16 protein-coding genes, 1 tRNA gene and 1 pseudogene are annotated in these 20,108 nt (G+C 47.1%); 8 read left to right on the top strand and 10 right to left on the bottom strand.

Translation table 11 applies throughout. The annotated features are described in order from the left end of the window. Positions 1-18 precede the first annotated feature (18 nt). The 4 genes from NC981_RS09815 to NC981_RS09800 all read right to left on the bottom strand — a co-directional run bounded on the left by NC981_RS09815 (position 19) and on the right by NC981_RS09800 (position 3,360). The gene (locus tag NC981_RS09815) at positions 19-810 is read right to left on the bottom strand and encodes an ATP-binding cassette domain-containing protein (RefSeq protein WP_348242670.1); all 792 of its coding nucleotides are present in this window, start codon (positions 808-810) and stop codon (positions 19-21) included. Positions 811-823: 13 nt separating this feature from the next. After that, on the bottom strand, positions 824-1,606 hold the full coding sequence (locus tag NC981_RS09810; RefSeq protein ID WP_348242669.1) for an ABC transporter permease subunit: 783 nt from the start codon (positions 1,604-1,606) through the stop codon (positions 824-826). A 6-nt stretch (positions 1,607-1,612) separates the two neighbouring features. Further along, the gene (locus NC981_RS09805; RefSeq protein ID WP_348243218.1) at positions 1,613-2,524 is read right to left on the bottom strand and encodes a sulfonate ABC transporter substrate-binding protein; all 912 of its coding nucleotides are present in this window, start codon (positions 2,522-2,524) and stop codon (positions 1,613-1,615) included. A 428-nt stretch (positions 2,525-2,952) separates the two neighbouring features. Next, on the bottom strand, positions 2,953-3,360 hold the full coding sequence (locus tag NC981_RS09800) for a DUF202 domain-containing protein (protein ID WP_348242668.1): 408 nt from the start codon (positions 3,358-3,360) through the stop codon (positions 2,953-2,955). Positions 3,361-3,804: 444 nt separating this feature from the next. Between NC981_RS09800 and ssuE the strand changes: the two genes are divergently transcribed. The 3 genes and pseudogenes from ssuE to NC981_RS09785 all read left to right on the top strand — a co-directional run bounded on the left by ssuE (position 3,805) and on the right by NC981_RS09785 (position 6,175). Next, complete coding sequence (gene ssuE / locus NC981_RS09795; protein WP_348242667.1) at positions 3,805-4,371, top strand: NADPH-dependent FMN reductase; 567 nt, start codon at positions 3,805-3,807, stop codon at positions 4,369-4,371. 276 nt (positions 4,372-4,647) lie between these two features. Further along, entirely contained in the window at positions 4,648-4,779 is a 132-nt protein-coding gene (locus tag NC981_RS09790; protein ID WP_348242666.1) for a hypothetical protein, read from the top strand. Between the two features lie 130 nt (positions 4,780-4,909). Then, positions 4,910-6,175, top strand: a pseudogene (locus tag NC981_RS09785) (FAD-binding protein). A gap of 30 nt (positions 6,176-6,205) precedes the next feature. On the opposite strand, the gene NC981_RS09780 reads toward NC981_RS09785, so the two are convergent. Next, a tRNA-Gly gene (locus NC981_RS09780) sits at positions 6,206-6,277 on the bottom strand. A 218-nt stretch (positions 6,278-6,495) separates the two neighbouring features. Here NC981_RS09780 and NC981_RS09775 point away from each other — a divergent pair. Next, entirely contained in the window at positions 6,496-6,993 is a 498-nt protein-coding gene (locus NC981_RS09775; protein WP_190375671.1) for a hypothetical protein, read from the top strand. Positions 6,994-7,071: 78 nt separating this feature from the next. Then, positions 7,072-7,965, top strand: coding sequence for an alpha/beta fold hydrolase (locus NC981_RS09770; RefSeq protein WP_348242665.1), 894 nt, complete (start codon positions 7,072-7,074; stop codon positions 7,963-7,965). Positions 7,966-7,991: 26 nt separating this feature from the next. Here NC981_RS09770 and NC981_RS09765 read toward each other — a convergent pair whose 3' ends face one another. After that, the gene (locus tag NC981_RS09765) at positions 7,992-8,816 is read right to left on the bottom strand and encodes an SGNH/GDSL hydrolase family protein (protein ID WP_348242664.1); all 825 of its coding nucleotides are present in this window, start codon (positions 8,814-8,816) and stop codon (positions 7,992-7,994) included. A 279-nt stretch (positions 8,817-9,095) separates the two neighbouring features. Continuing rightward, positions 9,096-9,713, bottom strand: coding sequence for an NYN domain-containing protein (locus NC981_RS09760; protein ID WP_348242663.1), 618 nt, complete (start codon positions 9,711-9,713; stop codon positions 9,096-9,098). Positions 9,714-10,121: 408 nt separating this feature from the next. Between NC981_RS09760 and NC981_RS09755 the strand changes: the two genes are divergently transcribed. After that, positions 10,122-11,627: a site-2 protease family protein gene (locus NC981_RS09755; RefSeq protein WP_348242662.1), complete on the top strand. Its 1,506-nt coding sequence runs from the start codon at positions 10,122-10,124 to the stop codon at positions 11,625-11,627. Between the two features lie 568 nt (positions 11,628-12,195). Here the strand turns inward: NC981_RS09755 and NC981_RS09750 are convergent. From NC981_RS09750 to NC981_RS09740, 3 genes are read right to left on the bottom strand one after another with little or no spacing between them, the layout of a single operon-like run. Next, on the bottom strand, positions 12,196-14,205 hold the full coding sequence (locus NC981_RS09750) for an iron ABC transporter permease (protein ID WP_348242661.1): 2,010 nt from the start codon (positions 14,203-14,205) through the stop codon (positions 12,196-12,198). Further along, positions 14,202-15,104 carry an iron-siderophore ABC transporter substrate-binding protein gene (locus NC981_RS09745; protein ID WP_348242660.1) on the bottom strand — a complete coding sequence of 301 codons (903 nt, stop codon included), beginning with the start codon at positions 15,102-15,104 and terminating at the stop codon, positions 14,202-14,204. Before NC981_RS09745 ends, NC981_RS09750 begins: the two co-directional genes overlap by 4 nt. An 11-nt stretch (positions 15,105-15,115) precedes the next feature. Next, a complete protein-coding gene (locus tag NC981_RS09740; protein ID WP_348242659.1) occupies positions 15,116-15,904 on the bottom strand; it encodes an ABC transporter ATP-binding protein in 789 nt (262 codons plus the stop codon). A gap of 92 nt (positions 15,905-15,996) precedes the next feature. On the opposite strand from NC981_RS09740, the gene NC981_RS09735 reads away from it, so the two are divergent. Continuing rightward, the gene (locus NC981_RS09735) at positions 15,997-17,010 is read left to right on the top strand and encodes an AraC family transcriptional regulator (protein WP_348242658.1); all 1,014 of its coding nucleotides are present in this window, start codon (positions 15,997-15,999) and stop codon (positions 17,008-17,010) included. 118 nt (positions 17,011-17,128) lie between these two features. Beyond that, positions 17,129-19,654, top strand: a complete 2,526-nt coding sequence (locus tag NC981_RS09730) for a TonB-dependent receptor (RefSeq protein ID WP_348242657.1) — start codon at positions 17,129-17,131, stop codon at positions 19,652-19,654. The last annotated feature ends 454 nt before the right edge of the window (positions 19,655-20,108 follow it).

Below are 20,108 nucleotides of genomic sequence, written 5' to 3'. Positions count from 1 at the left end.
AATGCTTCTCCCGATTGTCTATCTGCGTACTGGAACTTCAAAAATTGATAAATCAGCCGAATTCCGAGGCTTAGAAGCCTTCTCTGATTGCATGACTCGTGCTAGAACCTGCTCAACGAGATGGATAAAGGCTGGACTACTGCGATCGCGAGGGCGTGGCAGAGAAATCGGAAGGTCGATCGCAATCTCACCTGCTTCGAGCAAAATCACGCGATCGGCAAGTGCGACTGCTTCATCGACATCGTGTGTCACCAGTAAAGCAGTAAATTGCTGTTCCTGCCAAAGCTGTTCGATCAAGTGCTGCATCTCACGCCGAGTCAGAGCATCTAAAGCACTGAGCGGTTCATCGAGAAGCAGTAGACGCGGATTGCTCACTAACGCTCTTGCTAAAGCAACACGCTGCTTTTGTCCTCCAGAAAGAACTAGTGGAAAGTCCTGCGATCGCTCTTCTAATCCAACTTGCTGCAATGCCCAAATTGCTTTATCTTTCCAGCGATGCCGAACCCCTAATCCCACATTTTGCAGCACTCGCTTCCACGGCAACAATCGCGCATCTTGAAACATGACACGGGCATTGGAATTGAGGGATCGTAAGGGTTCTCCGTTGATCAGAATTTTGCCGCTTGTCGATCGCTCTAATCCTGCGATTAAGCGTAATAACGTGCTTTTGCCGCATCCACTCCGACCGACGATCGCAACGAACTGACCTGCTGCAACCTCTACATTTAAGTCACGCAAAACGCGCTGCTGACCGTAGGTTTGGCTTAACTGCCGGAGTTGTAAGGCTGCTCCTAAACTAGGTGATGTCATTGATTTCCCTGCTTTAAGCAATTTGATAACTAGGGTGCCACTGTAGCAGCTTTGTTTCTAAGAATTTCGCGATTGTATCTGCAACTTTTCCAAGCAACGAATACATCAAAATGCTGAATACCACGACATCTGTTCTCATGAATTCTCTAGCATTCATCGCCATGTATCCGATGCCAGAATCAGAAGCAATGGTTTCAGCAACAATTAGAGTGAGCCACATAAAACCGAGTGCATATCTCAAGCCGACAAGAATCGAGGGAAATGCTCCAGGTAAAATGACCTGCCAAAACAACTCTGTAGAACTTAAGCCGTATACTTTTCCCATTTCAATTAATCCGCGATCGACTGTCCGAACTCCATGAAAGGTATTGAGATAGATGGGAAAAAATACGCCAATTGAAACTAGAAAGAGCTTTGCTTCCTCGCCAATGCCGAACCATAGAATCACAAGAGGAATCATGGCTAAGTGCGGAATGTTTCGCAACATTTGCACTGTAGTATCAAGTAGTCTCTCAGCCACAGGAAGGGAACCTGTTAGCAAGCCTAATCCAAAGCCGATCGATCCGCCGATCACTAAACCTGTAAATGCGCGAGTGGTACTCACCCACAGATTTCGGAACAATTCACCCGTACTGGCTAACTGAATTCCAGCCTGAACCACCGCAGTGGGAGCCGGGAGAACACGAGTGGATAAAATTCCAGCCTGCGCTAATCCCTGCCACAGAACAATCAGCACGATCGGTACTGCCCACGGAACAAGCTGCTTGGCTCTAAACTTACGAAATGTTTTCTGCATGACACCCTATTGCTGAACTTTCGCGACTTCTTGAACTTTCACAGACTTGGGCAGTAATCCCAACTGAAGAAAGGTATCTGCAACTTGCTGCTGATAGCTCACAACATCGGGCTTAATAGCTTGAACGCCCGAAGGACGACGCTCTAACACTTCCTCTAATACAGGTGCTTCAATTCCAAGCTGTGGCGATAGTTGTGCGGCAGCTTCTTTCACATTCGCCCTCGCCCAAGCATCTGCTTTCTCGATTTCTTCCACGATCGCTTTTACTTGCTCTGGATATTTCTCTGTGAATGGTTTTGCAGCTAAATAAAATTCCCGATTTGCAACTAAGCCCTCTCCATCTCGGATCACTCGCGCTTCAGTTGCCCGCTTTGCCGCAGTAAAAAACGGGTCCCAAATGACCCAAGCATCGACCGTTCCTTGTTCAAAGGCTGCTCTTGCATCCGCAGGCGGCAAAAATACAGGCTGAATCTCTTCGTACTTTACACCTGCCTCTTTCAACGCTTGCACCAGAAAAAAGTGAACATTGGAGCCTTTATTGAATGCAACTTTCTTCCCCTTGAGATCTTTCACGGACTGAATCGAAGAATCTTTTCGCACCAAAATCGCCTCTCCCTTTGGGTTTGGGGTTTGATTCGCAATATAAACAAGAGGTGCGCCTGCGGCTTGAGCAAAGACTGGCGGAGCTTCCCCGGTATGTCCAAAATCAATACTGCCTGCATTGAGCGCCTCAAGTAGCTGAGGCCCGGCTGGGAATTGTGTCCATTGCACTAAAACACCTTGTCCTTTTAATCGTTGTTCAAGGTTGCCTTTCGCCTTCAAAATGTTGAGCGTACCGAATTTTTGATACCCCACCCGAATGACTTTGCCTTCAACATTCTGCGTGGTAGACGTATTGGTTGCGGAAGTTGGCGCAATTGCATTAGACGAACTGCTGGCAGAACAAGCGCTTAGGACAACATTGATCCCAAAGCCAAGCGTGCATAACACGGCAAACGATCGTGTCAGACGAAATTGCTCTCGCTTAGCTTGTTTACCTCTATTTTCATCGATCGAGGTTCTTTTCAATGCTGTGAACACTTTTTCTCTCCAAATTTACTACGGTAAATCGATCGGGTTACCGAATTATTTAAGCCAGATTAGCAGCATGACAGATTGATTGCAACTGGATAAAGTACCTTTGTTACAAAACACAGACTATTTTAGGCACAATGATCTTTACAGCCTTTTCTTGCTGCTCGAATTTTGGAACGACCGGGAAAACTGTGCAGGACAATACGATTTTCAACGATCGCAGCTAACACAAATCTGAATCGCAATAGGGATAAAAATAAATCCTCAGAGTTTTATTCGATTACAACAGCATTCAGAAGCTCTAGCGGCACTGTGAAGACGTAATAGATAACTCCCAATCCCAATAGCACGATCGTCAAGCTTGAAAGAATGACCCAGCGATCCGGGGGTTCATAGGTGTCTTCTTCAATGTCGTTGCGAACCGCAAAGTAGTGCTGTGTAGAAAGAAAAACGGATAGAATTCCAGCGATCGCAAAGGCGAGTCCAAGTTTCCAGCCTGCTCCGGGAGGTTGAGGAGCCATTGGGGGGCGCAGAATTCGCAGACGCACGATCAAGACACCGAATCCCATTAGAGCAATACCGCTTCGCATCCAAGCAAGGTAGGTTCGCTCGTTGGCAAGATGATCCCGAATTCGATTGGGATTCAGCTTTTTCGGTTTTTCCTGAAGGTCTGCACTCATAAATTCTCAAGCTTCACTCGTCTTTGATCAGAGCATTCGGGGAGTGGCTTCAACACTAACCACAGTTAGATTTGAACTTTTTTCTCATAAAGCCAAAAGTTCTTGATTGCTAAATCGATAAGTTGAATTGATGCAATGTAGATAGAGATGATTTAAGTTTACCGTGGGAAGCGATTGATAAAGTGAGTGTGTTTGAGCATCCCAACTACTCAACCCTTTGCAACTACAGCATTATTACCGCCTGATTCGGACTGGACTATTGGTATAGAGTTGAATCAGTACACTCATTCTATCGTTGAGTTAAGTTGCCACGAGATTGTTTTGTAACAGGAGTACTTTTCTGGAACTGTAATCTATGACATACTAACAGTTAATGTGCAGTAATTCGGTAGGTTTACCGCAGATTCAGAAATAAAAGTAATTAGTTGATTAGGAGTTCAACTTATGTCTTATGTTTTAGCGATCGCAGGCAGCCCTTCTCACCCTTCAAGAACTTATAGCCTCTTAGAAGAGGCATCTAAACAGCTAGAATCGGCGGCTATTGAAACAAGGATTCTCTCGGTTCGGGATCTGCCTGCGGAAGTTCTGGCGCATGGACAGTACGACAGTCCAGCCTTGGAAGGGCCAAAAGCGTTACTTGAGAAAGCAGCAGGCATTATTATCGCAACTCCGATTTACAAAGCTTCGTATACTGGTGTTCTCAAAGCATTTTTGGATCTGTTACCTCAAAAAGCTCTGGTCGGTAAGATTGTTCTGCCCATTGCGACTGGTGGCACGATCGCTCACTTGTTGTCGATCGAATATGCGCTCAAGCCCGTCTTGTCCGAACTCGGAGCACGTCACTTTATCAGCACAGTTTATGCTGTGGATAAGCAAATTCAGCGACAAGCCGATGGTACGCTTCAACTTGAGGAAGAACTTGAGGAACGTCTAGACCAGTCTTTACAGGAGTTTATTTCCGCAATTCAAAGCACTGCATCTACGTCTCGGGTGCTGGTTTATGCGAGTTAATGCTGGAGACTGATTCTCATCACATTTCAGTAGCGGGTGAGATTGCTCTTGCTCATCTGCTACTTTTCTAAAATGGTTAGAGTTCCTAGTCATTTGCTTTACATATATTTTGATCAAAAACCTTGAGTTCTAGGAAAAGACTTTGTAATAATTTTCATCTACAGTTAATTGATGAATTGATAGTAGATCGGTATCGACAAGTCTTAATTTACCTAAGCATTTCATTAGCGCCATCCTTGCCTACCTCAGAAATAGAGTCAGAGCCGGCAATGCGCTTTGCAAGAAGTCAAAGCGAATCTAGAAGCGTTCTATCAGTTTTTAGCGAAAGTGAGTAACGATCGCTATCCACTACCTGTGATCCAAGAATCCTACGAGATTTCCCCATATCCCGACAACCTTTTACACTAGAAGGTTTGAAGCTGTTGAACTCAGCAAAGCAATTCTTAGCCGAGCAGAAATTGCTGAAATCAGAGTTTGACATCACAGATCGGCAAGTATCAACGCCATAAACATCATCAATTGATAAGGAGAGGTGCCTATGACAGCTAGACAAGTTAGAAGTGGAAAAACTAAAGATAGTGCGCTGACACTAGAAACAGATGTGCTTGTCATTGGAGGTGGACTATCGGGAACCTGGGTTGCATGGGGCGCAGCATCTCAAGGTGCGAAAGTGATTTTAGTTGATAAAGGCTATTGCGGCACAAGTGGATCTTCTGCACCTGTGGGAAATGGTGTGTGGTACGTACAAGCCGATCCAGACTTGCGGGAACAAGCGATGGCAAGCCGAGAAGCATTGGGAGGATTCCTTGCTAATCGTCAGTGGATGAGGAGGGGGGTATCCTTTTCCGATCGACGAGAATGGAGACTCCCAACGTCAGTCAATTCAAGGTCCCGAATATATGCGTCTGATGCGAAAGCAAATCCGGCGAGCAGGTGTAAGAATTTTAGATCATTGTCCTGCTCTGGAATTGCTGATTGATGCAGAAGGCAGAGGTGCAGGAGCAACAGGAATTCAACGCCAAATGGGAGAACAATGGATCATCAAAGCTGGAGCTGTTGTGATTGCAACGGGCGGGTGTGCCTTTTTAAGCAAAGCATTAGGATGTAATGTGCTGACTGGTGATGGCTATTTGATGGCTGCGGAAGCTGGCGCAGAACTTTCTGGACTGGAGTTCTCCAATGCTTATGGGCTTGCACCTGCTTTCCCCTCGGTGACAAAGGGGCGATTCTACTCGTGGGCGAACTTTTACTACGAAGATGGAACCCCGATCGAAGGAGCGGGATCACATCGAGGTCGAGGCATCATTGCGAAAACATTGCTGACACAACCTGTTTACGCTCGATTGGATCAAGAAGGCATCACCGAAGAGGTCAAAGCTTGGATCGAAGAGCACAGCCGAATTTCTTCTTGCCTTTCAAGCGTGTGGGGATTGATCCATTTACTCAACTATTCCCAGTGACGCTGCGATTAGAAGGAACAGTGCGAGGAACTGGAGGATTGAGGATTGCTGATTCAACTTGCGCCACTTCAGTTTTGGGTCTCTATGCGTCTGGAGATGCAGCGACACGAGAACTGATTTGTGGCGGGTTTACCGGAGGTGGTAGCCATAATGCAGCTTGGCCAATCTCCTCAGGACGTTGGGCAGGAGAAGCAGCGGCGGACTATGCTCGGAGTTTGGGTGATCGTATCCATCAGCGATCGCTGCGAGGATTAGGTGAAGCAGGATTGCGCGGAGAAGGTCGGCAGAGTGTCTCGCCGGATGAAATGATTGCGGCAACTCAGGCTGAGGTGTTTCCCCCGTAGAATCAATGCTGTGAGGGACTTCTGCTAGAAAGCGGGTAACGCGATTCGAACGCGCGACATTCACCTTGGCAAGGTGACGCTCTACCACTGAGCTATACCCGCATTTGGTACTTTATTAATATCGCAGACTAAATCGAGTTTGTCAACATTAGCCAACAAAAAAATTAGAAAATTGCCAACCAAGCGCGATTCACTAGGCAAGCACAATACGTAAACCAGCGCCTCAAGGAATAGTTGCCCAAAACTGAGTCAGTCAAATTTGGGTCATCAGAGATAAGATTAGTATGAATATTCTTATTGTCAGTTCACAGCCACACTCAATGGTTCAATATACCCTCGCTCAAAGCCCCGAAATTATTCTCACGGTTTCTGGCAAAGACTCGCCTAAAGCCCGTGAGAAGGCAATGGATCAACTGATGGAGTTGATGGATGAAGGCAAATTGCCAACCGATTTAGCTGATGGTTTTGGTCCGCAAAACTTCATTGAAGTCAAAGATCCGGGAAGCCAGCCTGCAAGTGATGAAGAAGCGATTAACCAGGCTGTGCAAACTCTCAGCAGCCTCGCGACACTGAAACTGAAGGCGCAGGAATCTCGATCGGAAGCCCTACAAGTCCGCAAGCAAATCGATATTCTATTTAATGATGAGCCTGTGACGGAAGAAGAAATTAACGGACTCAAGGAAGGCTTCAAAGTGCTGAAAAGTTATGCACAAACGAATCTGAGATACCGAGAAGCGCGATCGCAAGCCGAAGAAGCGCGTACCGTTCTCGATCGCGCCCTGCAAGCGGCAGAACCCGAACCGAAGAAAAAGTCGTAGCTTCCGAACAGTGGCGCTCTAAAACTTCATCAGCAACTCGTACTATGATGGGAGTAAATTAAGAAGTCTTTACAAAAAATGGCGACGATTGAAGCAAGAGCACTCCCAACGCTGGAAAAGCTGACTTGGGATTGGCAAGGGCACTCGATTCAGTATACGGTGATGGGCGCAGGTCAGCCTCTAGTTCTAGTGCATGGATTTGGGGCCTCGATCGGTCACTGGCGCAAAAATATTCCCGTTCTGGCACAAGCAGGTTATCAGGTCTTTGCGATCGATCTGCTTGGTTTTGGAGGTTCGGCAAAACCTGCTTTAGATTACACAGTCGATCTTTGGGTCGAATTGCTGCGGGATTTTTGGGCAGCGAATATTCAGCAGCCTGCGGTCTTTGTCGGTAACTCGATCGGGGGCTTGCTGTGCTTGATGGTATTGGCGCATCATCCAGAAATTGCAGCAGGTGGAATTTTACTTAATCCGGCAGGTGGATTGAATCACCGTCCAGAGGAACTGAATCCTCCCTTGCGATTGGTGATGGGTACATTCTCGAAGCTGGTTGGCTCTAAGTGGTTTGGGCAGTGGATGTTTAATCAGGTGCGGCAAAAACACCGGATTCGGAACAGTTTGAGACAGGTCTATCGCGATCGCGAAGCGATTACCGACGAACTGGTGGATTTACTGCATGAGCCTTCTTGTCATCCGGGCGCACAGCAAGTTTTTGCTTCGGTGCTGATGGCTCCGCCGGGGCCAAAACCGACAGACCTGCTTCCCAAGATTCAAGTGCCGCTTTTAGTAATTTGGGGAGAAGCTGATCCTTGGACACCGATCGCAGGTTCTAAAGTTTATCAATCGCTGGTAGAAACGCATCCGATCAAGTTCGTCTCGATTCCCGATACTGGACATTGCCCACACGACGAACGTCCGGCAGTGGTGAACGCAGCGATGATTCAGTGGCTCGATCAGCATCATTCAAGCTAAAAATTTTGGCGCGATCGGATTTTGACTTAGCGTAGTCCGATCGCGTCCTGTACCTGTTCAAACGCTAGCTTCCCTAGTACCTTATGAGCGGCAGTTGTGGGATGAATGCCATCCCAGAATAAAAAGCGATCGCAGTTTGCAGAAGAGCCGAGGCAAGCCGATGTAACATTCGTAAATCCGAACTGCTGCGGGTCTGTGATGGCGGTTTGGTAGAGGTTAAACACATCGAGTTCTGCGATCGTTAGGTCAGGCTTTTGTAAGCGATCAAGCGTCGTTTTTAGGTCTTGATTGTACGTGATGGCGAAGTCGGTTAATTTGGCCGAAGTCTCAGTTGTGCGAGTTGCAGGAAGTTTCCCTAGATCCGGTAAGTTTGCCACTAAAAGCCGTTTTGCACCGGCTTGTAAGAGAGATTGCAGCGATCGATCGAGGTTTTTGATCGAAGTTATTGGCGTTTCGGTGCTGAAAAGGTAATCGTTTGAACCTGCCCAAATCACAAAGAGCGCTTGTGGATCGATCTCCGGCTGGGATTGCACAAAGGTTTCAACTTGCGCCAGAACACCCGGAACACGATTGAGACCGTTGATGCCTGTTGTTGCACCTCCCCAAGCAAAATTCTCTACACGATCGTTCGGTAAGTTCAACTTCGCTGCTAGCTCCTCTACCCAGACCCGACCGTTTGAGTGTCGCCCCTGGAAATAAGGCGCGGCTGGCACCTGTCCGCCTGTGGCACGAAACACATTGCCAACATCAGAAAGACTATCTCCGAAGATATAAAGCTGATTGATGGGTTGAACGATATTGATGGGTTGAACGATTTTTTGGGGTTGCTGTAACTGAGGCGAGATTATCATAACGATCGCTGCAATGATTGAAACAGCAATGAAAAACAGGATTGTTTTAGACAGTTGAAACGATCGCTTCATTTCTACTTACGCAACACCTTCTGAACATATAGAAAGGAGCTCCTATTCTGTAGAAACTCCTCTTAACAATATTTAAGAACTTGACTGAGGTAATCTCCCTTTGGACTAATGCAGGGTGCTTCGGCTTCTCATACAGTGTAAAGGAACAATATGGGTCAGTAATCGGGGGTGTTGCAATGTAACACCCTTTTCTGTATCAAGTCTCTCTTAGGGAATAGAGTGGGCGCGGCTCTCAAGCTCATCGCGTTGAATCAGGCTCTTGATTTTTGCCAAATCTGTGTAGCGATCGACGACATTCACCAAACTATCGCTTGTCATGGTCTGCAAACTGACGACTTCAACCTGCACTCCTCGATAGGCAACCGTATTCACGGCATAAGTCAGATCACCATCTCCGCTAAGCAGGATCATTGTGTTGCAGTATCGTGCTAGTTCTAGCATATCGACTGCAATCTCTACATCTAAATTTGCGTGTCTCGTCCCATCCGCGTTGTGTATCAATTCTTTTGTGACCACTCGATAGCCGTGACGACGCATCCAAAGCAGGAAGCCTTGTTGTTTCTCGTTATGTGGATCAACACCTGTATAGAAATACGCTCGTAAGAGTCGCCGCCCGCCTACCAAATATCCTAAAAGTTTGGAGTAATCAATCTCCAAGCCAAGTTGCATCGCGGCGTAAAACAAGTTCGAGCCATCAATGAAAATCGCAACACGATCGACCGTAGCTTCTCGCAAGGTCGCTGATCGATCGGGAAAATGGGGTTCGTAGGCAGTTTGATCAATAAGGGAAGCTGCCCGACGTTGTGGACGGGGTACAAGTTGCATTAGAAATTAAAGGGTAAGGGTGAGTTTATAAAAAGCCTGTTTCCGAGGAAATCTCAATGGGAATCTCAATCTCAAGCCCAGTCAGTTTGGCTTCGACCGCGCCAGAAGTTCACGCTATAGAAGACTGTAGGCGGCTATATCTTGAGGTTGGTGAAAGACCGAGAAAATACAAGACTATTTTTAGGTTTTATCGCATTTTTCCATTTGAAAGCAGATTATTACGCGATCCGATACGATTTTTTATGATTGTTTTCTTTAATTCAGATCAGTTCTGATTGAGTGAGGTAGGGGTTCTTGTTTGGGCTAGAGAAAATCCGAGAATCCTCGATGCCGCGAGATCTAATAGAGTAGATCTTGTAGGACGTTTGGGTTTGTGCAAAGGTTTAGCACGATCGTTTGGGGGTTGAAATGTTTACTGCGCTCACAATTGTTGTCGCCTTGGGGATTTTGGCGTGGGGGTTTAACCGCGCTCGTCCCTACGGAAAAATCGGTATTCTGGCTTGGTTACAGTCGGTCGTGCTGATGGCTCCGTGGATTTTGTTCTTTGGCTTATTTGCTGCCGGAATTTATCTCAATCTGGCGGGAATGCTCCTGCTGTTTGTCGTGTCAACGGGAATTTATATCTGGATTGGACGACAGCTTCGTACCGAAGGACAAGAGTTATTAGCAAAACGGGCGGCGGCAAAAGTGGCGCCGCCCTCGGCAAACGCAAGCGTGACCGAGTCTGCTTTATCCAATGTTGAGGGGGCAACCGAAGCCACGCCAACTCCACCGAGTTCAGTCATTCCCCCGGTTGAGGCAGTTTCGATTCCCGAAGCCGATCTGCAAACGATTAAAAGCATTTTTGGCATCGATACGTTTTTCTTGACGGAAACTATTCCGTATCAAGATGGCGTAATTTTTCGCGGCAATCTGTGGGGTGAGCCAGAAGCGACGCTGGCAAAGCTGACTGAAAAGTTAACAGGACAGTTGGGCGATCGCTATCGGCTCTTTCTCATTGCCAACGAGGATGAGAAGCCCGTCGTCATCGCGCTGCCGAGCAAAAATGATCCAAAACCGCTCACAGTTACACAAACTCTGTTGGCGATCGTGCTATTTGTGGCGACGATCGCGGCGAGTTTGGAAACTGGAGGAATCTTACTCGGATTTGATTTCTATAGTTCTCCGGAGCGGTATCTAGAAGTGTTGCCGTTTAGTTTAGGCATTTTGGGCGTTTTGCTGGCGCATGAGTTGGGTCATTGGATTGCGGCAAAGCGATATCAGGTTCGGTTAAATTTGCCGTTTTTCATTCCGACTTGGCAGATCGGCTCGTTTGGCGCAATCACGCGATTTGCTTCGCTATTGCCGAACCGGACGGCACTGTTTGATATTGCGGTAGCAGGGCCGATCGCAGGCGGATTAGTGGCGTTTGGGATGCTAATTGCAGGATTGCTGCTGTCGCATGAAGGCAGCGGGTTCAAAGTTCCAAGCCAGTTTTTTGAAGGCTCGATTTTGGTGGGGACTCTAGCGCGGGTGATTATGGGTGCTGGAATTCAGCAATCGATCGTCGAAGTCAATCCGCTGGTGGTTCTTGGTTGGATTGGTTTGGTGGTGACGGCGATCAATGTGATGCCTGCGGGACAGCTTGACGGCGGGCGAGTTGTACAGGCGATTTACGGACGTAAGACTGCAAGCTGGGCTACGGTAGCGACGATCGTCATTCTCGGTTTGGCTTCGCTAGTGAATCCGTTGGCGCTGTATTGGGCGATCGTGATTGTGGTGCTGCAACGCAATCCCGAACGTCCGAGCCTGAATGAATTGAGTGAGCCGGATGATGCGCGAGCTGCGATCGGGCTTTTGGTGTTGTTTTTGATGGTGACGATTCTGTTGCCGCTGACTCCGAGCCTTGCAGGTCGTTTGGGCATTGGCGGGTAAGCTACTTTCGACAATTTAACCCAACTTTTAACAGGCGCGGCTTGATATTAGAATCAGGTCGCGCCTGTGCTTTATTCTGCAAACCGATTTCTGCCGGTAGTCAGAATGGTTGCATGATGTGGTCATTGGTCTGTTCATTAATCGCTACGAGTTTGGGTTGCCGATTTAGCGATCGTTCCGCACGTCTAGACCATCACCACAAACTTGAAAGGAAAGCAGTCTTACAGACTGGAGCGAACGAGTTGATTACAAAGCTCTTTTACTTTCAGGATTTATTAACGTGAGTTCGACGAAATTTCTGGTTTCGTTTTAATCGGCTTCTTGCCCCCTAAATCCCCCATTCTGGGGGACTTAGAAAACAGCAATTCCCCAAATTGAAGCGGTTTCTTAACCTTCAAAGTCCCCCACTGGTGGGGGATTTAGGGGGCAACCCAAATCTCCAATCGAAGCGAATACGGTCTGTCGAACTGGCGTTTTATTAGCGACTGTCCAGTCTTTTCTCTAGTCCTGTCCTCAAGTTTAGCTATTATTTGTCACATTTATTTTTTCTAAATCACCGATTAGAAAGCTATTCGTCGCGATTCTGCCAGAGTAACCAGAGAAAATAAGGCGTTCCGATCATTGCGGTGATCAGTCCAGATGGAATTTCCCTTGGTGCTAGAATGGTGCGTCCAATTGTATCTGCAATCACGACCAAAATTGCACCCAGTAAAGCAGATAAAGGGATGAGTTGACGGTGATAATTACCCACAAGCAGACGAGTTGCATGAGGTGCAAGTAAGCCGACAAATCCCAGAGTCCCGACCGTTGCAACGGATGCTGCTGCCAGCATTACCGCGATCGACATCAGAACTAACCGAGCTTGTTGTAGTCGGACTCCCAGCAATTTTGGTAAATCGTCGCCCAGCGCTATCAGATCGAGCCAACGCGCTGTTAGCCAGGCGATCGGTAACAAAACGACTGGAAATACAACTAGCTGACCTAATTCATCCCAAGAACGAGCATAGGTACTACCCGAAAGCCAGACCAATGCTTGAGCTACTTGTAGTCTCGCACTGACGACTAATAGATTGATGCCAGCAGCACAAAAAGCAGAAATTGCGATGCCAACTAAGGCTAAGCGTCCGGGGTCAAATCCATCTCGCCAAGCGATCACACAGACGATCGCAAAAGTCGTAAAGGCTCCGAGCATTGCTGCGATCGGAAGCAACGATACAGGTGCATTGGGTATCAGAATTAAAACGAAGAGTGCGAACAATCCGGCTCCTGATGTGATGCCGATAATTTCAGGCCCCGCTAGTGGATTGCGAATCACACCTTGTAAAAGCAGTCCACTGACAGATAGTGATGCACCTGCTAACATTGCAACTAAAACACGGGACAATCGCAGATCAAATAATACTTGCTGAGAAAACGCATTGCCTTCTAGTGCTTGGAGTACGTCCAATAAGCTGAAGCGAATTTGACCGAATGCAACGCCTGAGAAGAGAGCGAGTAGTAATAAACCGATCGCGATCGTCATCAGTCCCCAATAAGGAAGATACAGCGATGATCCTGGTAAACTGCGGCTTTGCAAACTTCCAACCGAGTCATTCATCGCGCCGCCCTCTGAGGGTGAAGTTCGACGTGCCAGCCAGATTAAAAACGGCGCACCAATCAAAGCTGTTACACTCCCAGCCGCAAGTTCGCTCACATTCGTTGCAACTTGCTGTGCAACGACATCTGCACTGATCAAGAGAACCGCTCCCCAAACTGCTGCTCCAGGTAGCAAAAATAGATGCTGTCGAACACCCATCAATCGCACAAGATGAGGTGCGACTAATCCCACAAAGCCTACTGCACCCACAACACTTACGACGATCGCAGCCAGGAATACCGCAACTACAACCCCAAAAAATCGCGCTGATTGTACTTTTACACCCAGCGATCGCGCTGTTTGATCCTCAAGCAGCAATACATCCCACAATCGAATGAACAGAATCGCGATCGCTGAACCCGCTAAGATTTGCGGCAATGCACTTCTAACCCCGCTCCAGTCGGTTTGAACTAAAGAACCTGCGCCCCACAGAAACAATCCAGCCGTTTCATTCTCATACACAAGCTGTAAGGTTGCTGTAAAGGCTGACAACATTAAGGAGACAGCGACTCCCGCTAAAACTAACCGAGTTGGGGTAACTCGAACACTGGTTGCGATCGCATATACCAGTCCCGCTGCAAGGAGTCCTCCAGCAAATGCAAAAAGTCCAGGCGCGATCGCAAATTGCTGAGGAACAAAAATTGCGCCTGCCACAACCGCAAAATAAGCACCGGAATTAACTCCTAATGTCGTTGGCGATGCAAGCGGATTGCGCGTGATCGTTTGCAGCAATGTTCCTGCAATGCCTAATGCAATTCCAGCTAGAACACCAATCAACGATCGGGGCAATAATAGATAGCGAATTAAGTTCTGTGCTTCACTGTTATCCGGTGAAAAAACTGCCCCAATCACAGTTCCAAAGCTTGCATTTGATTGTCCTTGAGTTAGGTGAACCCATAGCACTATGAGTAATAGGACAATTCCTGTAATCACTGATTTCATGGCTTCTTTGTTAGAGCTGCAATGACTCTTTCAACGATGACTTGCGCCGAGAGTGGGCCTCCAAACAGCCAAGTATCACTTCCGAGTGAAGTCAGTCGATTCTCTCGAACAAATTCAAGTCCTTGCCAGATCGGATTGTTTTGAAGCTTCTTGAATTCTGCATCATTCTCAGGCGCAACATAGAGAAAATGTGCTTTTTGCACAGCAGGCAATGCTTCTAACCAAACAGTGTTAAAGCCATATCGATCGGGCTTACCCTGCCAAGCATTTTTCAGGCTCATTTGATTGAAAATTCTCATTGCCATTGAGTTATCTGTGAACAAACGCAATTGCGGCGTATTTCCTAGAAACTGTCCTAGTAAGATTGGGCGATCGGAAACCCTAGATAAACCCTTAGATGCTTGTGATAGTCGATCGCGCAATTGTGCTAAAACTTGCTCGCCCTGGCTGCGTTGATTGGTTAACTCAGCAATGGATAAGAAAGTCTGCTCCATTTCTTGAAATTGATCAAGCTGTCCTGGTTCGGGATAAGGATTATAGAGCTTTGTAGAAGCAATCTTGGATAGGTCTTGATAGATAGTTTCATGGCGGAGTTGAGTCCCAAAGATCATCTGAGGATTGAGACTTGCGATCGCTTCTAAACTCGGTTCTTGTCGCGTTCCAACATCCGTTGTATTTGGATTTAACGCGGTTGAAATATTAACATACTGTTGATAGCCTCTGATGTCAGCAAGTCCTTTCGGTGCAATTCCAAGCGCCAATAGATTTTCTGCATAAACCCATTCCAGCGCAACAAAGCCTTGTCGATTAGATTGAGTCGATCGAGGTTGACATCCCGTTGCGATCGCAACGGCACTAGCAGCTAGTAAAAAATTCCGCCGATTGTAACGATAGTTCATTGTTCTTATCCCTAAAATTCTTCTGCAACACTGTGCAAGCACATTGGCTTCCCGGTTTGGGGATGCGGCACAATTACTAACTCCGTTCCAAATGTCTCGCGCAAAATTTCAGTCTTCATCACTTGTTCAGAGCGTCCTTGAGCATACACCTGCCCCTGACGCAACAAAATTAACCAGTCGCTAAACATTGCCGCTTGATTAAGATCATGCAGAACCCACCCAACTGTAAGCCCCTGTTCGCGATTTAGCCGCCGCACCAACAATAAAATCTCCTGCTGATGGCGAATATCTAGATAAGTTGTTGGCTCATCGAGGAGTAGCACTTGAGTTTGTTGCGCGAGTGCCATTGCAATCCAAGCCCGCTGCCGCTCTCCGCCTGAAAGGGTATCAACCGATCGATATGCGAGTGACTCTAATCCTGTGATTGTCAGTGCCCAGTCGATCGCGGTTTGATCCTGCGATGAAAGCGGTTTGAATAGTCCTTGATAGGGATAGCGTCCATAAGCAATCAATTCGCGAACTGTAATTCTGCTGGGCGCTTCCTGGGATTGTGGCAGAAAGGCTAATCGACGCGCCAAATCTTTTGTTTTGAGCTTAGCGATATCCCGCCCATCTAAACAAACAACGCCTTGAGTGGGAGAGAGCAAGCGGGAAATCGTTCGTAGAATCGTACTCTTTCCAGAGCCATTTGCCCCAATTAAGGCAGTCACGCCTCCCCGATGCAGTGCGATCGACAAATCAGGCACCACGATCGCATCCCCATAACTGATTTTGAGATGGTTAGTCTTGATCTCAGACAAAGCAGCTTCTCCAACCAACAGCGCTAGATAAAAACATTAGCTTAATGATAGGATTTTTCATTAATTCTACGACGTATTTTGCACCAGATTTTATGTCAAAGCCGATCGCTCAAACTGAATTTGACCAAATCTGGCAAGCAGCCTTGTCTCAAAATGAGATTTGGACGTGGCAAGGCAATCGAGGCTGGCGTAACCTTCCCTCTAAGTTAGGGCAAGGACAACGACAAATTACAACCCTGCGAGACGGGTTTCAGCTTTGGGTCGATGATGTAATTTACGATCGCCCAATTCATCTAGACTATTTGTACCAAATCCCCCAACTGACGCTGACCTTTTATCTGTCCGGCAATTTTCGCATCATCAATCCAGGATTACGACACGAAGAAGATCGTTCAGAAGTGTCTGGAGAAAGCTGCATTTGCTACCTACCAGAAATCCGCTCAATTGAATACTATGCTGAAAAACAATCCCTGCAACGAATGACACTTAGTATTGATGTAGAGTTCTTACGCACGTACTCAGGATGGCAACAGATTCCCGATCGAATTCGCCAGTTAATCGATGGGCGCTCAGTTGAACCGTTTCATCAAACTCTAGGTATCCAATCAGCGCAACATCAGCCAATTCTGCAACAAATTTTGGCTTGTCCGTATCGAGGCGCGATGCGACAGCTTTATTTAGAAAGCAAATCTTTGGAACTGCTGACACTCCAGTTTTGGCGCTGGGCACAGGACGAACAGCCTCCAGCAAAATTACCGCAGTGGAAGCCGCAAGATCTAGAAAAGCTTTATCACGCTCAAGAAATTCTCAGACGCTCTCTTGATAGACCGCAAGTCGATCAACGTCCTCCCTCGCTGCTTGAACTTGCGCGTCAGGTTGGCTTGAATGACTGCAAACTCAAACAAGGATTTCGCCAGGTCTTCGGTACAACTGTATTTGGCTATCTACGAACTTATCAAATGAAACAGGCGCAGCGATTGTTAATCGAGACGGATACAAGCATTACAGAGATTGCTTATGCCGTTGGGTACGGGAGTTTACCTGCGTTTAGCAATGCGTTTTATCGGCAGTTCGGTGTCAGTCCACGCGCATATCGGCAGCAATAATCGCATCTCCGTTTCGATTAAGTCGGCTCCTGATCGCGTAAGACTTTTGGACGGCATTGGTGTAGCCTTCAGATAGTAATAATTCTCAAGAAGCTTCGATTTAGGTGGATGGTGTGAGATGATGTGTCGGTTCTGGATTTATGTCAGTGCAGCGATCGTGGGAGTGATAGGGCAAGCTGTTGCCGCAGCAGAAACTCCAGCAGTCCGCCATTTGCAAGAGGTTCAACAGTTTCCCAAAGCGGCAGAGTTACTGACTCAAGCTCCGCAACTTGCTCAAATTACTAACATTCGTCTTAGTCCTACTTCTGATGGCGTGAATGTCATTCTAGAGACTGCGAACAATCAAACACTACCCCAACCGACGCTCACAGAGGAAAAAACAACACTCACGGCTGAATTTGCAGCGACACTTGCGCTTCCTCAAGGGGAATCGTTTCAAGCAAACAATCCGGCCAGCGGAATTCAATCAGTGATTGTACAAGCGATCGCACCCGATCGTGTTCAAGTCAGAATTATTGGAACAAACGAAGTTCCCTTTGCAGAGGTCACAACGAATCAGGCAGGGCTTACCTTAGCGGTCACAACCGAGATAGCTGAAGAAGAGGTTGTTGTGACTGCCACTCGAACTCGAGAATCAAGTCGGGATGTGCCGCAATCAGTCACGATCCTTAATCAAGAACAGCTACAGCAACAATTTGCGATCTCTCGCGATCTATCGGATGCCTTGAGTAAATTAGTTCCTGGTTTGGCTGCTCCAAATGAACGGAACAATATCTTTGGTCAAACCCTGCGCGGGCGAAATGTAACGGTTTTAATTGATGGAGTTCCGCAATCGACGACTCCCAATGTCTTTCGCGATTTGAGAACGATCGACCCAGGAGCGATCGAACGAGTCGAAGTTCTACGCGGCCCAACTGCAATTTATGGAGATGGCGCAACCGGAGGAGTTGTGAACATTATCACGCGCACTCCTGCTGAAAATCCCCTCACCGCAACAACTGAAATTGGCGTAAATACCTCGCTGACAGGTTCCGAAGGCGCTTGGGGTCAAACGCTTCAGCAAACCTTTTCGGGCACACAAGATAAGCTAGGCTATGTTTTTAGTGTTTCATTAGCAAACATTGGGAGCTTTTTTGATGCACGGGGCGATCGTATTGCTCTCGATCCCACGGGACAGGGCGGATTGTCAAATGCAGAAGCGATTAATCTATTCGGCAAGTTCGTTTACAAACCTGATGCAAATCAGCAGCTTGTTTTTTCTGCGAATCGATTTGATAATAGACAAGACCCAGGATTCACTAGCGATCCAATTGTAAATCGCCTCCCTGGTCGGCAGCGGGCGCGAGTATTAGAAGGGTTAGAACTCGATGATTTACCCGGCACTGCAAATTCACTATTCAATCTTGAATACACCAATCGCAATGTCTTTGGGAGTCGAGTGCGAGGACAAGTTTATTATCGGGATGTGCTGGCGCGATTTTTCCCCTTTGATGCCCGAAATACTGCTAGTCTAGGGCGTTTGATCTTTCAGTCACGAGTAGACTCTCAAAAGTTTGGAACTCGCTTCGACGTGGAAACGCCATTAACAAAAAATGGTGCAGTCAACTTGCTTTGGGGTTTAGACTTTACCAATGAAAATTCTGAACAGCCTGTGTCATTTTTCGATCCGGCTGCGTTTGATGCCAGTCGTGGGCAGGCGTTTCGCAAATTGGGCGATCGAATCTGGACTCCACCCTTAACCATCAACAATCTCGGCGTGTTTGGACAACTCGAAGCGAAGTTGAGCGATCGCTTAATTCTGCGGGGCGGTGTGCGGCATGAGCGGGCTGCTGTGAGTGTGGATGATTTTGTCACGATCGCAAACAACAGTGTTACAGGCGGAAAAGTTAACTATGATGCAACGCTGTTTAATGCTGGAGCCGTTTACAAGCTCACACCGCAACTCAGCGCCTTTGCTAGTTTTTCTCAAGGCTTTTCACTAGCAGATATTGGACGAGTGTTGAGAGCCGCACCGAACAATTTTCAGTTTGAGCAAGTTCGACCCGAACCGCAAAAAGTGAATAACTATGAAATCGGTTTGCGCGGTGAGTGGCGAAATGTGCAGGCTTCGATTTCAGGGTTCTACAATACCTCTGATCTGGGAACAACCTTTGCTGCTAGCTTTGTTGATATTATTCGTGCGCCCGAACAAATCTATGGTGTAGAGGCAACATTAGATGTACAGCCTAGCAAAGCCTGGAATTTAGGATTTACTGCCAGCCTAGTGGAAGGGCGCATTGATGCAAACAATAATGGGGACTATGAAGATTTTCTCGATGGCTTCCGCATCCCGCCATTGAAACTCACTGCTTATGTTGAGAATGAAACACTTCCAGGTTGGCGAAATCGGCTGCAGCTACTCTATTCTGGAAGCCGCGATCGCTTTAACAATAGTTCTGCCTTTGGTCGGCAAGCGGTGAATGATTATTTGACCGTTGATTTTCTGACCAGTGTGAAAGTTGGGAGCGGAACGTTGCAAGTCGCGATCGAGAATCTATTCAATGCAGACTATTTTCCGGTTGTTTCCCAACTACAAACCAGTGACGTGCAATATCTTCCAGGAAGAGGTCGATCGATCAGTGTGCGCTATCAATTTAATTGGTAGGCTCTTTCGGAGGTTGAACGACAATTTTATCAGTTGATTCTCTAGCAAAAATAGTTCAACAAAAATAGTTCAACCTACCGTTACTTAATCGGCAGTTCCAATAGACGGGTTCTGTGCTTTATTTATCTAAATGACACGCGATCGCAATACTTGACAATTATTTGCGCTTTAGTGTAAGACTAAAGCGCAAAAATCATTCTGACTCTCCTAAAGTTGTAGACTTCACTGCAATTCCAATCCATGACGCTGTTCATTGCTGCCGATGATGTCCCTCTCATTAGTCCGAGTACCCGCGAATTGAACCTTGGCAATCCTGAATCTGGGAAGATTTATCGATGGGAGGTAGTCCTAAACAAGTAAGGATAGAATGATAAGCGATGTTTAGGTTTTTCTCGCTGTCATGCTTTCCTGTCCCAGTTGCGAGCCAAAACACACGGTCAAAAATGGCAGAATC

It is taken from the genome of Leptolyngbya sp. DQ-M1 (assembly GCF_039962505.1).
GTDB lineage: Bacteria > Cyanobacteriota > Cyanobacteriia > Leptolyngbyales > Leptolyngbyaceae > Leptolyngbya.
This window is presented reverse-complemented; position numbering and strand designations above follow the sequence as displayed.

Bases quoted from the DNA above. Each gene is read 5' to 3' on its own strand.
- NC981_RS09735 (WP_348242658.1), top strand. From the start codon at position 15,997: ATGTCAAAGCCGATCGCTCAAACTGAATTTGACCAAATCTGGCAAGCA.
- NC981_RS09765 (WP_348242664.1), bottom strand. From the start codon at position 8,816: ATGATAATCTCGCCTCAGTTACAGCAACCCCAAAAAATCGTTCAACCC.
- NC981_RS09800 (WP_348242668.1), bottom strand. From the start codon at position 3,360: ATGAGTGCAGACCTTCAGGAAAAACCGAAAAAGCTGAATCCCAATCGA.
- NC981_RS09775 (WP_190375671.1), top strand. From the start codon at position 6,496: ATGGTTCAATATACCCTCGCTCAAAGCCCCGAAATTATTCTCACGGTT.
- NC981_RS09760 (WP_348242663.1), bottom strand. From the start codon at position 9,713: ATGCAACTTGTACCCCGTCCACAACGTCGGGCAGCTTCCCTTATTGAT.
- NC981_RS09750 (WP_348242661.1), bottom strand. From the start codon at position 14,205: ATGAAATCAGTGATTACAGGAATTGTCCTATTACTCATAGTGCTATGG.
- NC981_RS09810 (WP_348242669.1), bottom strand. From the start codon at position 1,606: ATGCAGAAAACATTTCGTAAGTTTAGAGCCAAGCAGCTTGTTCCGTGG.
- NC981_RS09770 (WP_348242665.1), top strand. From the start codon at position 7,072: ATGGCGACGATTGAAGCAAGAGCACTCCCAACGCTGGAAAAGCTGACT.
- NC981_RS09745 (WP_348242660.1), bottom strand. From the start codon at position 15,104: ATGAACTATCGTTACAATCGGCGGAATTTTTTACTAGCTGCTAGTGCC.
- NC981_RS09730 (WP_348242657.1), top strand. From the start codon at position 17,129: ATGATGTGTCGGTTCTGGATTTATGTCAGTGCAGCGATCGTGGGAGTG.
- ssuE (WP_348242667.1), top strand. From the start codon at position 3,805: ATGTCTTATGTTTTAGCGATCGCAGGCAGCCCTTCTCACCCTTCAAGA.
- NC981_RS09815 (WP_348242670.1), bottom strand. From the start codon at position 810: ATGACATCACCTAGTTTAGGAGCAGCCTTACAACTCCGGCAGTTAAGC.
- NC981_RS09755 (WP_348242662.1), top strand. From the start codon at position 10,122: ATGTTTACTGCGCTCACAATTGTTGTCGCCTTGGGGATTTTGGCGTGG.